The 14,326-nt window shown below is 54.6% G+C and carries 15 protein-coding genes and 1 pseudogene; 3 read left to right on the top strand and 13 right to left on the bottom strand.

All coding sequences use genetic code 11. From position 1 onward, the window contains the following. Window positions 1-207 precede the first annotated feature (207 nt). Window positions 208-477, top strand: a complete 270-nt coding sequence (locus tag DNK50_RS17330) for a DUF6555 family protein (RefSeq protein ID WP_099583095.1) — start codon at window positions 208-210, stop codon at window positions 475-477. Window positions 478-525: 48 nt separating this feature from the next. Here DNK50_RS17330 and DNK50_RS17325 read toward each other — a convergent pair whose 3' ends face one another. From DNK50_RS17325 to DNK50_RS17275, 11 genes are all read right to left on the bottom strand, one after another. After that, on the bottom strand, window positions 526-741 hold the full coding sequence (locus tag DNK50_RS17325; RefSeq protein ID WP_099583093.1) for a hypothetical protein: 216 nt from the start codon (window positions 739-741) through the stop codon (window positions 526-528). 136 nt (window positions 742-877) lie between these two features. Further along, window positions 878-1,429, bottom strand: a complete 552-nt coding sequence (locus DNK50_RS17320; RefSeq protein WP_099583091.1) for an ATP-dependent Clp protease proteolytic subunit — start codon at window positions 1,427-1,429, stop codon at window positions 878-880. A gap of 53 nt (window positions 1,430-1,482) precedes the next feature. Next, the gene (locus tag DNK50_RS17315) at window positions 1,483-1,767 is read right to left on the bottom strand and encodes a general stress protein (protein ID WP_099583089.1); all 285 of its coding nucleotides are present in this window, start codon (window positions 1,765-1,767) and stop codon (window positions 1,483-1,485) included. 331 nt (window positions 1,768-2,098) lie between these two features. Continuing rightward, entirely contained in the window at window positions 2,099-2,272 is a 174-nt protein-coding gene (locus DNK50_RS17310; protein ID WP_027616405.1) for a general stress protein, read from the bottom strand. Window positions 2,273-2,720: 448 nt separating this feature from the next. Next, window positions 2,721-6,866, bottom strand: coding sequence for a CheR family methyltransferase (locus DNK50_RS17305; RefSeq protein ID WP_112195373.1), 4,146 nt, complete (start codon window positions 6,864-6,866; stop codon window positions 2,721-2,723). A gap of 336 nt (window positions 6,867-7,202) precedes the next feature. Continuing rightward, on the bottom strand, window positions 7,203-7,442 hold the full coding sequence (locus tag DNK50_RS17300) for a hypothetical protein (protein WP_099583170.1): 240 nt from the start codon (window positions 7,440-7,442) through the stop codon (window positions 7,203-7,205). Continuing rightward, complete coding sequence (locus DNK50_RS17295) at window positions 7,442-7,696, bottom strand: DUF6555 family protein (protein WP_099583086.1); 255 nt, start codon at window positions 7,694-7,696, stop codon at window positions 7,442-7,444. The genes DNK50_RS17300 and DNK50_RS17295 overlap by 1 nt, the downstream gene beginning before the upstream one ends. Window positions 7,697-7,797: 101 nt before the next feature. Then, on the bottom strand, window positions 7,798-8,079 hold the full coding sequence (locus DNK50_RS17290) for a hypothetical protein (RefSeq protein ID WP_112195371.1): 282 nt from the start codon (window positions 8,077-8,079) through the stop codon (window positions 7,798-7,800). 265 nt (window positions 8,080-8,344) lie between these two features. Next, complete coding sequence (locus tag DNK50_RS17285; protein ID WP_112195369.1) at window positions 8,345-9,106, bottom strand: OBAP family protein; 762 nt, start codon at window positions 9,104-9,106, stop codon at window positions 8,345-8,347. 84 nt (window positions 9,107-9,190) lie between these two features. Next, window positions 9,191-9,445 carry a hypothetical protein gene (locus DNK50_RS29220; RefSeq protein ID WP_099583081.1) on the bottom strand — a complete coding sequence of 85 codons (255 nt, stop codon included), beginning with the start codon at window positions 9,443-9,445 and terminating at the stop codon, window positions 9,191-9,193. A gap of 626 nt (window positions 9,446-10,071) precedes the next feature. Beyond that, on the bottom strand, window positions 10,072-10,674 hold the full coding sequence (locus tag DNK50_RS17275; protein WP_112195367.1) for a helix-turn-helix domain-containing protein: 603 nt from the start codon (window positions 10,672-10,674) through the stop codon (window positions 10,072-10,074). Between the two features lie 162 nt (window positions 10,675-10,836). On the opposite strand from DNK50_RS17275, the gene DNK50_RS17270 reads away from it, so the two are divergent. Continuing rightward, on the top strand, window positions 10,837-11,532 hold the full coding sequence (locus DNK50_RS17270) for a B3/4 domain-containing protein (RefSeq protein ID WP_112195365.1): 696 nt from the start codon (window positions 10,837-10,839) through the stop codon (window positions 11,530-11,532). Between the two features lie 68 nt (window positions 11,533-11,600). On the opposite strand, the gene DNK50_RS17265 is transcribed toward DNK50_RS17270, so the two are convergent. Together DNK50_RS17265 and DNK50_RS17260 are read right to left on the bottom strand one after the other, a co-directional pair. After that, the gene (locus DNK50_RS17265; protein ID WP_371929524.1) at window positions 11,601-13,157 is read right to left on the bottom strand and encodes a methyl-accepting chemotaxis protein; all 1,557 of its coding nucleotides are present in this window, start codon (window positions 13,155-13,157) and stop codon (window positions 11,601-11,603) included. A gap of 194 nt (window positions 13,158-13,351) precedes the next feature. Beyond that, window positions 13,352-13,501 (bottom strand): annotated as a pseudogene (locus DNK50_RS17260) (DUF4224 domain-containing protein); the annotation flags it as partial. Window positions 13,502-13,688: 187 nt separating this feature from the next. On the opposite strand from DNK50_RS17260, the gene DNK50_RS17255 reads away from it, so the two are divergent. Beyond that, the gene (locus DNK50_RS17255) at window positions 13,689-14,309 is read left to right on the top strand and encodes a hypothetical protein (protein WP_371929433.1); all 621 of its coding nucleotides are present in this window, start codon (window positions 13,689-13,691) and stop codon (window positions 14,307-14,309) included. Window positions 14,310-14,326 lie beyond the last annotated feature (17 nt).

Below are 14,326 nucleotides of genomic sequence, written 5' to 3'. Positions count from 1 at the left end.
CAAGACAGGAGTTTTTACCAGAGCCTGGAGGGAACAGGCTCAATAGTAAGAAGCGTTAAAGCGAAAACGGTTTTGTTTTTTTTCTGAGGTGCCGACGAATGGTCATATCCCGATAGGGCCGCAAGTGGGCGCAACTAAAAATACACATCAAGAGGAAAAATCTGAACCTTCGCGCTGCTTCAATAACAAAAATCAGAAGGAGGGCATATGAAAAATTCTTTATATATTATCGAGTACGAATACCATCATAAGCCGAGATCTTTCATTATAAGAGCAGAGGTTATGAATAATGCAGAAGCGTGGCATTGGGCATCTTGCGATGCTGGGATCGGTATAATTCCTCGGTCACGCCATGAAAAGATCAAGCGGGTCAGCAGACCCCTTGCAGAACGCTACGGCCTGGAGAATGTCAGGTGGCGTCCTTCTGGCAGTATTCCATTTATTGCACAGCCCTATGTACCGCCGCCCCCTGAATGAGTGCAACTTTTAACAAATGAACTCATTTGAGTGTGGTGTTGGTTTGAGTCAAACCTTACTGTTTTTTCGACGTTCCTGCAGCATGCATAACTTGAGGGCGCTGCGTTGAAGGGCGTCCATCATCAAGTCCGCCAGATACTGTTGCCTGCATTGCGGGCAGAGCATCTCGGCGGCTGTGGACACCAGATAGGAGGGTTCGTCCGTCGTCGGCTCCAAGGGCTGTTTACATTGGGCGCACTGGCCGTTCGCGTGTAGACCAGACATGTTCGACTCCTCCCTGAATTAAAAGCTCACTCACAATCCATGATGAGTTGAACGATTTCAATAAAAAAAGGAAGAGTTTCAAACAAGCGATTAATTGATGTTAAAACGCCAATATTGGGGTTTCAGTTTAAAAGCGCTAGGAGTGAATGAAGCTGCTTACAAACTCTGCCTGGATGACCGGTAGTTCGATCCCATGGATCAAGCCGGCTGTCATGGCTTGTTGCGGGTCGAGAATGCGCGGCGCCGCGATCAGGTACTTTTCTGTTTCGAGTTTTTCCTTTGCATCCTGGGTACGCTCTTCGACGATGCGTGCATACAACTGCAAGTCGTAGTCAAGGCTCATGGCGTATTCGGACATACGCGAATGGTCGACGGCGCCTTGCACATGCCAGTGAAACGGATGAAATAGAAACTTGCTGTGCTTGCACGCCGTCCTGCGCTCACCGGCCAGAAAGATGATATTGCCCATCGACTCCACGGTGCCGAGGTTGTGGGTGTGCACCGCGATCGGCAGCGCCAGCAGGAAGTTGTACATGGTAAAACCGTAGCTGCATTCGCCGCCCATCGTGGCGATGTTCACTACCAGGCCCGAAGCCTCTTGCTGAACGGCCAACGAGGCTTTTTCGATGAGTTGGCTGCAGGTAGAAGCGGTGACCGGCCCGGTAAAGTTAATAACGTGTAAAGGCATGGTGTCTCCCGTCGATCAGGGCAGGGGAGCACGGCTCCCCTGCATCAAGCACATCAACTGTTGCGTCCGCCACCATGGCTGTTCTGGCCGCCTTTACGGCCAGCTTCCGAGGCTTTCTCACGGTCGTTGGCAAAGTTGCCGCCACTGTTCTGACCGCCTTTGCTACCGGCGTCGGCGGCGCGCTCGGGATCATTCTTGAAATTGCCGCCGCTGTTCTGGCCACCCTTGCTTCCGATCTCCTGATAGAACTCTTTGTCATGTGAAGCCGAAGTTGCCTCGCCACCTTTCTTGCCGGCTTCGTTGACGCTCATTTGATTTTGCTTGTCGTTGGTAGTCATCTCAGTCATCTCGTCGTTATGTTGGTGATATATCTTTCAACTCGATCTACAGGTAGTTAAATACTGATGGTCGCTCAGGTTATAAATGCCTTTCGTACAGCGGTAGTGTTTGCGACGCATCGACAGTTGCTTCAGCCAGTTCGACAACGCGCCGATGTTCGTAACACGGCATTGTGTTCGCGCGTAGGCTTGCCCTCGGTTCAGTTCGCACTTGTGTGCTCGGCTTGTGAGGTAAAACACTTCGCTGATAGTCTGCTGATGCCCCCATGCTTAGTTCTCCTCTGCTATTAAGAGAAGGGGCAGCATGGCTGCCCCCTTGTGACCGCTGTTACTACTTGCGGCCGCCGCCATGGCTATTCTGGCCACCTTTACGGCCAGCTTCCGAAGCCTTTTCACGGTCATTGGCAAAGTTGCCGCCAGATGCCTGGCCGCCTTTCTTTCCCGCCTCGGACGCTTTTTCGTGATCGTTGGCGAAGTTACCTGGGTTTTTATTACTGGTCGTCATAATGCTACTCCAACTGTAATTGAGGTTTCGCTTACGCCCGTTTATTGCAACGGACATAGTTTCCGATAAGGGCGGCCTTCGAAATGTTTCGGGATTTTTTAAAAAGGACGATGAACGGTCTTTGGCTGAAGAAAACTTGTACAGATGCGCGGTGTTCGCGCCGCTTCGTATAAGTTTTTACTCCAAGTGGGGTGGGAGTGATATTAAATTAATAGCAATGGCTGCCGCTTCGCTTAGTGTGCAAAAGTAGTTTTAATTGAAAGCTCTTGCACGGGTCGACTACCGAACCTACATCACGGAATGTTAGAGGCTGTATGCCAAATATACAGGTATGAAAGAGACTGATCGTGGGGCGGTGCTGGACAGGAAACAGCGGCTGGCTGCAGAGGAAGCCCCGCTCCTTGAGCGGAACGGGAAAATCCTCTTATCCCAACTGGGAAGGTCCCAACTAGCGACGTAAGCAACACAATTTTTCGATCAGAACAATCAACGATTCGTGGGCGACCGGTTTGCTCAAATGGGTGGTGAAGCCCGACTCAGCCGCTTTTTTCTGGTCACTGCCGGCCCCGTAACCGGTGAGGGCGATCGCGGGAACCTGGCGCAGATGACCTATCGCGCGCAGCTTGCGCATCAGCTCATGGCCATTCATTTTCGGCATGCCAATGTCCGAAATGATCAAGTCGTACTGTGCATCGCGGGCTGTTTCCAGCGCGGTCTGTGGGTCATTGAACGCGTTAACCTGAGCGCCCTCCATCTCCAGCAGCAGATTCAGCACTTCAAGCACCTCGCAAGAGTCATCCACCAGCAACACCTTGACGCCATGGAGGCGTTCATTCTCGTCCTGTTCAGCGTCAGAAAGTGGCAGATGATCCTGTTGTTCGCACAGCGGCAGCCATACCGAGAAGGTGCAGCCAAAACCCAGCCCCCTGGAATGAACACTGACCGAGCCTTCATGAGCCTCCACCAGTTGGCGTACCAAGGACAAGCCTATGCCAAGGCCCTCGCGTTGATGCGTCTGATGCTGGTTTTCTGCCTGCCCGAACAGATCAAAGATCTTCTCCAGGCTGTCATCTGCCAGGCCGATGCCACTGTCGATCACGTCCAACTGGGCGCGCCCCTCCGAGCGGCTCAGCACCAACTGCACCTGACCGCCCTCCGGAGTGAATTTCAGCGCGTTGTTGACCAGGTTCCAGATCACTTGCTCAATGCGCGTCGGGTCGACGTCGACGATCAGGGATCCATGATCCGAAGGCGTTTGCAGCGTCACCTGACGACGATGCCCGTCGGCGAGCACTACGCCATGGATCTCCCTCAGCGTGCGAATCAGATCAACCCGTTGTCTTTTCAGCTTGAGCTTGCCCGTACGCACCCGTGCGACATCCAGCAGGTCGTCAATGATCCGTGCCTGGCTGGACACGGCCTCGCAGATCGTATTCACGGCTTTGATCGCCGGGCCCGCCGCCTTGGTAGCGGGCAAGCGACGCAGTAACTCGGCGTTCAGTTGGATGAGGTTCAGTGGATGTTTGAGTTCGTGCGACATCACCGCGAAAAACTCGTCCTTGAGATGGCTCTTCGTCTGGGTTTCCATCAGGCGCTGGCTCTGCTCATCCTGAGTGCGTTTGTGGCCGGTCAGGTCGCGGGCGATCTTGACGTAGCCCTTCAAGCTGTCGCTCTTTAACTGCGTGACCTCACCGCTGCAGTAGAACCGACTGCCATCCTTGCGCACATGCCAGCGCTCATCTTCACCGCGACCATGTTCGCGGGCCGCGCGCAGCTCGCTCTCGGGTGCGCCGGCGGTGCGATCCTCCGGTGAAAAAATCAAGTCGTAATAGGCGCCCAGCACTTCGTCCTTGGTGTAGCCGAAGATCAGTTCTGCACCCGTGTTCCAGTCGGTGATGGCGCCGTGGTCATCAAGGATGATGATTGCAAAGTCATGGGTGCTCTCGGCCACCAGACGCATGCGCTCTTCGCCCAGGCGCAGTTCCTCTTCGGCCTGGCGCCGCTTGGTGATATCGATGAAGGTCAGCACCGTACCGTCGATGTGATCCTCGCTGGAGCGGTAGGGTAACAACCGCGCAATGTACCAGCGGTTGTCCTTACCGCTGATTTCCCGCTCGATCATGTTCAGCGACTCAAACACCGTCGTAGCGTCTTCGGTGATTTGCGGGTAATCCAGGCGGTGGGTGATGTCCATCAACGAGCGTCCAGTGTCCACCGGGAGCATGCTGAAAATATCGGTGGCGCGGGGTGTGAACCACCGGATGCGCATATTGCGGTCAACGAATACGGTGGCGATGTCGGTGGAGGCGATCAGGTTGGTCAGGTAGTCATTGACCTTGTCCGTCTCTTCTACCTTGGTTTTAAGTTCATAGTTGACGGTCAACAGCTCTTCATTGATCGACTGCAGCTCTTCCTTGCTGGTTTCCAGTTCTTCGGTGGCCGAGCGCAATTCTTCGTTGACCGCCTGCATTTCTTCGTTGGAGGCCTTGAGTTCTTCGCTTGAGACTTCCGACTGTTCGATGGTGTCCTGCAAGTGCAGCTTGGTGCGTTGCAGCTCCTGCTCCAGGTTGCCCATGATGGCGTTTTCAGCATGGCTGACGGCGGTGGAGTCGGCCTGTTGGAGGTCGATCGGGCTTTCCTGGAAGATCACCAGCACATAGTCGCTTTCGGTCGCGTCATCGCGATAGGGGCGGGCGGTAATGTCCACCATGAAGAGCGCCTGCTCGCGCTGAACGCGGATCTTGCGGGAGGTCACAGGCATGTTCGATTGCTGGACCTGAAAGAGTGTGGTGCGGATGTCGAGGCGCAGGTCGGGATGAACCAGTGCCAATAGGTTATGCGTTATCTCACCCGCCACATAACGCAGGAACCGCCCGGCACCTTCGCTCATGTGCAGGATCTGCGCGTGGATGTCGACAATAACGCTTGGCGGTGCGGCTTTTTCCAGGGCCCGCAGATGAATATCCGCGAATGAAACTTTGTTGGGGGCCTTATTTTCAATCGCGATCGACGCGGTGCTCGGGCGCAAGTAGCCGCCTCGCGGCATGGTCGGGGCGCGGCGCATAGCGGAGGAGCCGGCACGCACCCGAAAAATGCGGTTTCGTTTGTCGACCGGCACAAACAGGTCCAGGCAGCCGTCGGCCGACTCCGAGGAACCAAGGAACAAATAGCCACCGGGGCGCAGCGCAAAGTGGAACATCTGCAGGATGTCGCGCTGCACTTCACGGTCCAGGTAGATCAACAGATTGCGGCACACGATCAGGTCGATCTGGGAGAACGGCGGGTCGGCCAGCAGGCTGTGTTTAGCGAACAAAACCTTCTCGCGAATTTCTTTACGCACCCGATAGTGCTGGTTTTTCTCTTTAGCAAAATACTGGCGCAACCGCGGCGGCGGTACGTCGGTGATGATCGCCTCGGGATACACGCCGTTGCGGCCGTGGGTGATTGCGCGCTCGTCAATATCGGTGGCAAATACCTGCATCTTGGCGCCGCTGGCATCCAGCGCCAGTTGCTCGGCCACCAGCATCGCGAGGCTGTAGGCTTCTTCGCCGGTGGAACAGCCGGCCGACCAGATGCGCACCTCTTCACGGTGCGGCACGCTGTCTTCGAGTGACTTCACCAGGTTAGGTACCACGTCACGCTCAAGCGCTTCGAAGGCCTCGCGGTCGCGAAAGAAGTTGGTCACGCCGATCAGCATATCGCCGAGTAGCGCCTTGGTTTCGTCTGGGTGCCCCTGGAGGAAATTGTAATAGGCCGCCAGGTCCGGCTGGGCGGTTACTTGCAAGCGACGCTCAATACGGCGCAACACTGTGGCGCGCTTGTAATGCTTGAAGTCGTGCCCGGTACTGGCGCGTAGCTGAATCAGGATGTCCAGCAACAGCTGCTCGGCCACGGCTGCATCGCGTTCGGATGCGGGCGGGGTGGTTTTGATTTCGGGATCGTTGGCGGTGGGCAGGATGATCGATTGAGCATTGCGCCACAGCTCCAGCAACTTCTGGGGCATTTCCACCACGGGAAGCACGAGATCGACCATTTGCGTTTCGATGGCAGCCCGCGGCATACCATCGAACTCAGCATCTTCCGGGGCCTGTACCAGGGTGATCCCGCCTTGCTCCTTGATTCGAGAAAGGCCCACCGCGCCGTCCGCTCCGGTCCCTGAAAGGACCACGCAAAACGCCCGCTCTTTATGCGCATCTGCCAAGTCGCGAAAAAACAGGTCGATGGCTATGTGTGAGCCGCCCTCGCGGGTTGATGGGGTTACCGCTAAATAGCCATCATTCATCTTCAAATGGTGAGCCGGCGAGATGACATACACCTGATTCTTTTCGATGGGCGTCGTGTCGTTGACCTGTGATACCGGTAAGCGGGTCGACTCCTGGATAATCTTGTCCGCCACGCTTTGATGATCAGGAGACAGGTGCAGAATCACCACGAACGCCATGCCGCAATCTTTGGGCATATGCTCGAAAAACGTTTTTACTGCTTGCAGCCCGCCCGCAGACGCGCCAATCCCAACCACCGGAAAATCCAAGTCACTGGGGATCAGATCCTTGCGTTGCGGAACGTTAGGGGACCGCAGGGGGGCAGACTTCATAAATACCAACCTTGGTTAACTGCGCACGCGAAGAGCGTGGTGGGGAAAAATTAAGCGAGGGCGAGGGCTGAACCGAAAGTGAAATATAGCGGAAAACCTGCGTGCAAAAGAATGCCTCGAATCGCTAACCCTATAAACCTTACCTTGCGGTTGAGGCACGCCACCTTCAGAAGGTTTATTCAGACTGACCAATGGTTCTGCCGCGCCTGAAGGGTTATCCGGTTTTTTCAAAATCCATCTGAACTTACCCTTCCGGCCCACCCTCGCAAAAGTAACCACAGCCAGGGGCTGTGATACTTGGCCGGGCGTCGGCCCTGTTTTCGACAGGGCTGCCAGCTACTTTCGCTTGGCGCGGTGAATGCGCATCCACTCTTGGTAAGCGGCGGTGCGTTGCGCATCTGCGACTTTCTTCGCTTCGATGAAGCGCGCCCACGTCTGCGCATCGCCGCTGTAGCACTCAATGATTTTATACGCTTGCGCGTCCAGTCGATCGGCTTCGAAAAACATCTCGTTATTTCGCGCGACCTCATCTTCCCGTGCTTGTTTTTCCGTATAACCAAGTGCCTGGCTGTTCATCATGTAAGGCCCTCCGACCACTGAACCTGTGTCGCGCCGCTCCAACGTACATCGGTAATGCCGTATTTTTCCGCCATCGGTTTAGAGACTCGCTTGAGGGTGTGCTGGCCAAATCTGGGTATGACGGCGACACCTGCATCGCAACTGGCCCAATGCCAAGCCTCGGCATTGTTCATTTGCGCTGCGCGCACGATGAAGGACTTCGGTTCACCGTGAAGCTGATACTCGATGGTAAATAGATTGTTCTGTTTCATGAGACCTCCCTATGCTCATGAATTACAGATATTTGACGTCAAATAAGATTCAAAAAATTGTCCGACAACTCGATGGATGAGCCTGGGCGCTCATCACGACCTCAGTCGTCTACTGTAAACGTGACCCACCCGGGCGCATTCGTGGGCCGCTCGATATCGACGATGACACCACTCACGGTGGAGCCATCGGGCAAATTGACCGCGACGAAGTTCGAATTACCCGGCCAATCCAGTGGCTTGTCGAAGTCCAAACGCGCAATCGTCGGCTTTCCGCTGCTACTCATTTGGATGTTTACGCCGTTGTTAAAGCGTTCATCCGAGGGTGTCCCCAAATGGCGCGAAGCAGTAATCACAGTGGCAATACCTTGGAACTCGTAAGACATGCTGATTTACCTCAATTAGACGGGGCGGCTGCCCCCGATTCAGTTATGCGGCTTCAACTCGGCGCTCACCGTTGGCGGGCCTAAACAGGTTGCCCGACGAAGTCGCTGAATGGGAGGCCGTTGCAGGGCGGTGCGGGTGAGCCAGCCGGATGCCAGGACTCATTCCGGTTGCTGAATCAATCATCATGACATCCTCCTATCGCTGGTCTTGCGATAGAGAAGGGCCGGCAGATGATCGTTCAATCCAAATGGCTGAGTGGCGCGTTCAGTGCTGATGGGCCGTTACAGTCGGATCGGTGATCTGGATAACGGTACCCTGTTGCCATGCGTCCGCACCGGGTGCGATGGGCGGGGCAACTATATCGACGCGAGTCTTCTTCTTTTCGGTGCTGTCGATACCCATTCGCTGATCTCGCTCGGCGACCATCCGAGGGTCGGCCTGGCCATCGGTGGTAAACCCCATCATCAATTGCGGCGCACCCAGCGGCAGGCGATTGTGGAGATCGGTATGCCAGGTATGCCAGGTCTTACCGTAGGTATGTACCAGTTTTTCCATCAAGGCGTGCTCGGCCACTTCGGGGATTCCCGGCGCGACCAATTGTCCTGATTTCACTTCGTGCACGTGGCTGTGCCAAAGCGCCTTTTCAGGGGCAGGCAGTGTGCTGAATAACTGCTCGCTGATGATGTATTCCACGCCCATCAACTTTGCATCCTTGCGATTGCCGTCGTAGATCACGCATTGAATCACTTCTTCGTTGAGAACCGCGCAGTAGTGATGCGCTTCCATCTGCACATCGGGATGGCCGTTATAGAAGTGAAAACCGTCCAGATAGGCGTTCAATGCATCAACAGGCGGACGAGATTGGAGCAGGGCTGCACCGGCTTCCAGGGTTCGGGTTGATGGCGTAGTCGGTTTACCGGGCGCCCCCACATTCGAGGGGGAATCATTGCCAGCGCAGGCGCTTAGCAGGCTAAAGATTGCCGCCAAGGAAAACAATTTGGCCATTCTGGCTGTCGTGGTAGTCATTGTCGTGGGTTCCATCCTCTTGCCTTCTCTCAAGCTGATTGGGGAAAGAGCTTCAGTAGGGTCCGGCATATGAATTCCTGTTTATTACCCTACAGATGAACGCCTGGAAGACTGTCTCGACATGACCATTTCTTCCAGTATTTCCCGTATGAGCCTATTGATTCCCGATTCCCCGTGATAGTGGGCGCGATTGATATTTGCGATGGTGAACTGATCAGCGTCGTGCGCCGTTACGGTCACCGAAAGGCTGCCGTCGGGATTGAACGCACAGTTGACTGCGCAGTTAGGAAGGCGAGCGCAAAGGGCTGTTTCAATCTCAACTTTGGTAAGCGTGTCCATGGGTTCACCGGATTAAATGCGTAAACACGACAAGCCTAGATCAGAATGCCACGGCGTAAATGCTAGCAAGATAATGGCTTTGCGCGACGTCCCTTTCTGGAAGGTACCGCTCGTCAGACATGGCTCGAATTTCTTGAACATACGATTTGCTCTCTCGGCCAGATTAATCAAATAGGTTTAGCGCGGTGCGACGATCGGTTTTGAGATTTCGCGCCGTATTGACTCACTCGCCAATAGGTAAACGATCATGAAAAAGTTGAGTATGTGCTTGGGCTTTTGCAGTGTATTCATGCTTCATGGATGCTTTGACAGCGCCGATAATGCAACCAAAGACAACTCCAGCGGTACCAAGTCCTCTGTACAGATGCAGGAAGGAAAAGCCGACGAGCGTAGCCAATAATTGATGGCCCGGCCGTTGTGAACCGTTGGGCCAAAACCCTTTTAGGACAATAAAAATATTGGGTTTGGATGCTCCAAAAATGTACGCAGTGTGCTGAGCAGATCGAGGCGCTGAATGAAGTGAGCTAAGGGCTTAACTGAAGTGACTACATGGCATGGGGGGAGGGGGGGGCGACCAACGATTGACGTTGGCCCGCCTCGGTGAACCTGCCTGGGACTTCCGGTACCTACTGGTGCATCTCCGTCACAGACATAGTGAATACCAGCTTGGATCTGCCAGCGTTGGAATAGGAATGGGGGACGTCGGTTTTGGCGACGGCCGAACTCCCCGCAGGAATGACCAATTCTGTTTCCCCTACCACACATTTCAGCGTGCCTTTTTCCACATGAAACAGTTCAAGCGTGCCCTGAGGATGCCCCTGTGAAGCGAAAGACTCGCCTGGGTGCATTTCCCAACGCCACAGCTCGATCATATTCGGGCCGGAGGTTCCCGCCAGAAGGCGCGCCGTTCCTCCCTGATCCCCGGTCCAGAGCGTGGGGATGTCTTGACTGTCGATGATATGGGCGGATGGGGCTTCGGTCACATTGACGATGTCTGCAACGGACAGGCCCAACGCGGCGGCGATTTTGCAAAGGATGCCGATACTGGGGTTCGCCGTACATTTCTCTATTTCGACAACCATTCCTTTGCTCACGCCAGCGCGGCGGGAAAGCTCATCCAGCGTGATCTTCTGCGCTTTGCGCGCCTGTTTGAGAGTGCGCGCAACGGCCAGGCTGACGGCTTGAGCATCAGCGCCAGGGGTAGTCGACAGGCTGGTATTAGTGGTCATTGATGAGGGTCATGAGGAAAAAATGTGCTGGGATTCTCGGCCTTTATCAGCAGCTCCGTCAACCGGATCATCCGTTATAGTAGATGATATTGGTCATTATATTGACTTTGCTGGTCGTCAATGACTAGCATGAAATGACATTCAGGTTCCTGGAGGTTTTTGATGCTGTCCGTACTGCCGTTAATCGATCCCGCCGTTGCCCAGTTGGTGCCGGAGTTCAGGGCTCTGAGCATCGTGGTGGAAGCTGCGCCACTGGCTCATCCTGAGGTGGCTCAGGTCGCGCTGGACCGTGCTTGCAAGGCCGTGCAGGAGGGTGGGCCAAGCTGGGGAGAAGCCCATTTGGCCGCATGGGCTGAGACATTCCGAAAGTTTGGGGCCAAGCCGCAACGCACGCCTTGTTCAGCTGAAGCGCTGCGTAAACGAGTTTTACGTGACGGCAGCTTGCCTAGCCTGGATCCCATCGTCGATCTCTACAACGCAATCAGCATCGAGTACGCCATCCCGGTTGGAGGGGAAAACATTGAGGCCTACGTGGGCTCCCCACGGCTCGTAGTCGCAGATGGCACTGAGCCTTTTGACACGATGAAAGAGGGTGCTCCTGCTTTCGAGTATCCGGATGCCGGCGAGGTTGTCTGGCGCGATGACAAAGGCGTGACCTGCCGTCGCTGGAATTGGCGGCAAGGCGTCAGGACCCGTCTCGGTGCTGACGCGAAGAGCATGTGGTTCATTCTGGAGAGTCTGCCGGCGATGCCGCTTGAAGCCTTGACGGAAGCGGGTGACAAACTCATCGAAGGGTTGCAGCAAATGATGCCGGGCGTCCAGATCGAAAGCTCACTGATTGGTCCTGGGGCCGGATAGTCGATAGATCATTTTCTGACCATCCCTAGAGCGCTTTTGAGTCTTGGATTTTCAGTAATCGCCCTTTTTCACACCACGAATTTGTTAACCAAATGATTCAGGTTAACCGCCAGTTTGGACATTTCGCCACACGCACTGGCTGTCTGGCTGGCACCCGCAGCACTCTGAGTTGCCAGCTCGCGAATACTGACCAGATTGCGGTCAACCTCACGAGCAACATGCGACTGCTCTTCAGAGGCCGTGGCAATCAGGAGATTACGCTCATTGATCTGAACGATGGCCGTGGCTATTTGATCCAGCGAGGTGCTGGCCTCTTGAGCAACGCCAAGTGATTCGGTCGCCAGGTCCTTGCTCGTGTTCATCGCCTTTACAGCCAGGTCAGAGTCGTTCTGGATGGCAGCGATCATCTGCTCGATTTCTTGAGTCGATATCTGGGTGCGATGGGCCAAAGCCCTTACTTCGTCAGCAACTACCGCAAACCCACGGCCTTGCTCGCCTGCGCGTGCTGCCTCGATAGCAGCGTTCAAAGCCAAAAGGTTGGTTTGTTCTGCAATCGCCCGAATCACCTCGACAACTTTAGTGATGCTCTGTGCACGATCTGACAAACCTTGAATTTGTTCGCTTGTGTTTTCAACGTTAACGTTCAGCTTTTGAATGGAGCTCAATGTCTGCGCCACTCGGGCCAAACCTACCTCGGTATAGCCTTGGGTGCGCTTTGACTCTTCTGAAGCTGACTCCGCGTTACGAGCGACTTCATCAACAGCAGCGCTCATTTCCGTGACAGCTGTGGCAGCCTGATTGACCTCGTCATTTTGGGCGACAAGACCCCGACTCGACTCCTCAGTTACCGCTGTCATCTCTTCTGACGCAGAGGCCAGTTGGGTGGATGAATCGGAAATCTGCATAATTGTAGTGCGCAGGTTTGTCTGCATCTGCGCGAGCGCCTTCAACAGTCGCCCGACCTCATCCGTCCCGCTGACCAAAACCTCCTTGGAGAGGTCACTGGCCGCGATACGCTCTGCCACAGACAGGGCATCGTTAATCGGAGAGGTGATACTTTTCGTCAGTAATAATGCCAATCCAACCGTCAAGACGACCACGCCCGTTATAAGGCCGACAACAAGCCAAAAGCCATTGTTATAGAAGTCGGTCGCGTTTTGCCCAGCCCTCGCCGCACCTTCATCGTTAAAGGTGGTCAACTCCTTGATCTGCTGCTCCATGGTATTCGTCAGGGGACGGATGTTGTTACTCACCTGACTGACTGCGGCCGCTATGTCCCCCTTTCTCATCAACGGTTCGAGAATATCCAGTTGTTTGGAATAGGCATCGGCGCTGTTTTTTACCGGTGTATAAAACGAACGCTCCTTATCACTCGCGATCAGAGGCTCATAATTCGCCACTGCATCGATGAACGCTTTGCGGTAGCCAGGGAAGCTTTCAATATTCTTTTGAAGAGACTGAGGGTCAGCAAGGCCTCGCTGTGTTTCGAGCCTCAGACGAAGTGTCGCTTTATCCATCAACGCCGTTTGTCGGATGCTAGCCATCCAGTTGAGTTCGACATCTTTTTCGGAGTCCCTCAGCTTGCCCATTTGCACAACTGCAAATGCGCCGAGCACAAATACCAACGCAATAATCAGCGCGAAAAACAGAGCGGCGCGTGGTGCTACGTTGAGGTTTCTAAGGCGCATTCGGGATTCCTGTTTTCCAACTGTGGTTGATACGTTCGACAGGCTATCGACCCAAAGTTGGGAACCTTAAGGATGTTGCCGCAAAGGCCATGTGGTTGCCGACACAGCGCCGGTTGAAAAAATTCAGTCTGGGTTAAGGCGTTGGCGATAACGCAAGGCCAACCGCTGCGCTTGATGGGGTGGCGAATCCCGTTCCGCTTTAGCACTTGCACCTGGCCGGTTTTCGTTTTTGCGCCTGTGAGTGTGCAAACCTCCTCGTGCGACAGAAAATGAATATCCATACCTACCTTCCGCCGCGCGCAGTGGGTCGCGCTGTCTTGATGATGTGGATGACTTTGAAGGGGAAGGTTATTGCGTGGTGACGCGAGTAATCGAAGTGCGGAGCGCGACGAGAAGGGCCCGTGATCCGTTTCCAGACTGTCCAGCAGTAGTGGTAACGTCTGCGCTGTCATCCTTGGAGACGGCCAAATGAATCATCAAAGTCCAGCTAACGCCACAGCAACAAATGCTGGCAAGGTAAGTACTGCCCACCCGCCTATTTGGTATTACGGCCCCGAAATACCAATTATCGGAAGCAATGGTATGGGTGTTTTTGGATTCTCTCTTGCGCTGCTTCTGCTTTTGCCGGGCTACGGTCTTGCGACGTTCCTTTTCACAGGGCCGGACGTCATTCATGGTGTGCAGCCTAACCATGGTGAAGGCCTCACAGCGTCATCCTTCATTCTGTTAATGCTGGCCAGTGCAGTGCTCATTGGTGCGTTCTTTGCTTGGGTTGTCTCTGAGCCTCAAGTGCAGGCCTTCACGTTCGACGGAAATCAGCAACTGCTGACCCTCACCATAACCCGCCGTTGTCGAAGCCCCATCGAAGTACGCGTCCCGTTTAGCGAAATCATCTACATTTGCCCTTATGTGATGAATTCGTTTGCTCATGATGGACATTTTCACGTCGCGTATCGCGGAGCGAAGGGCAAGGTTTTTGGGTATCGTCTAGGGGACGGTACTTCTCTCGAAAATATTGAGTTTCATGGGGCGTGGTTGCGTGGAATGGTAGGAGAGCGAATGTGCGAGCTGACGGATCTCGACGACTGAAAGCAGCCTAAAGCCTG

Source organism: Pseudomonas sp. LG1E9 (genome assembly GCF_003290225.1).
GTDB lineage: Bacteria > Pseudomonadota > Gammaproteobacteria > Pseudomonadales > Pseudomonadaceae > Aquipseudomonas > Aquipseudomonas cyclaminis.
The sequence above is the reverse complement of the archived record's forward strand: the minus strand, read 5'-3'. Positions and strand labels throughout refer to the sequence as shown.

Excerpts from the sequence above, each read along its gene's own strand:
- DNK50_RS17305 (WP_112195373.1), bottom strand. The coding sequence starts at position 6,866 with ATGAAGTCTGCCCCCCTGCGGTCCCCTAACGTTCCGCAACGCAAGGAT.
- DNK50_RS17300 (WP_099583170.1), bottom strand. The coding sequence starts at position 7,442 with ATGAACAGCCAGGCACTTGGTTATACGGAAAAACAAGCACGGGAAGAT.
- DNK50_RS29220 (WP_099583081.1), bottom strand. The coding sequence starts at position 9,445 with ATGGACACGCTTACCAAAGTTGAGATTGAAACAGCCCTTTGCGCTCGC.
- DNK50_RS17320 (WP_099583091.1), bottom strand. The coding sequence starts at position 1,429 with ATGCCTTTACACGTTATTAACTTTACCGGGCCGGTCACCGCTTCTACC.
- DNK50_RS17290 (WP_112195371.1), bottom strand. The coding sequence starts at position 8,079 with ATGTCTTACGAGTTCCAAGGTATTGCCACTGTGATTACTGCTTCGCGC.
- DNK50_RS17330 (WP_099583095.1), top strand. The coding sequence starts at position 208 with ATGAAAAATTCTTTATATATTATCGAGTACGAATACCATCATAAGCCG.
- DNK50_RS17295 (WP_099583086.1), bottom strand. The coding sequence starts at position 7,696 with ATGAAACAGAACAATCTATTTACCATCGAGTATCAGCTTCACGGTGAA.
- DNK50_RS17325 (WP_099583093.1), bottom strand. The coding sequence starts at position 741 with ATGTCTGGTCTACACGCGAACGGCCAGTGCGCCCAATGTAAACAGCCC.
- DNK50_RS17255 (WP_371929433.1), top strand. The coding sequence starts at position 13,689 with ATGAATCATCAAAGTCCAGCTAACGCCACAGCAACAAATGCTGGCAAG.
- DNK50_RS17275 (WP_112195367.1), bottom strand. The coding sequence starts at position 10,674 with ATGACCACTAATACCAGCCTGTCGACTACCCCTGGCGCTGATGCTCAA.
- DNK50_RS17310 (WP_027616405.1), bottom strand. The coding sequence starts at position 2,272 with ATGACGACCAGTAATAAAAACCCAGGTAACTTCGCCAACGATCACGAA.
- DNK50_RS17270 (WP_112195365.1), top strand. The coding sequence starts at position 10,837 with ATGCTGTCCGTACTGCCGTTAATCGATCCCGCCGTTGCCCAGTTGGTG.
- DNK50_RS17285 (WP_112195369.1), bottom strand. The coding sequence starts at position 9,106 with ATGACTACCACGACAGCCAGAATGGCCAAATTGTTTTCCTTGGCGGCA.
- DNK50_RS17315 (WP_099583089.1), bottom strand. The coding sequence starts at position 1,767 with ATGACTACCAACGACAAGCAAAATCAAATGAGCGTCAACGAAGCCGGC.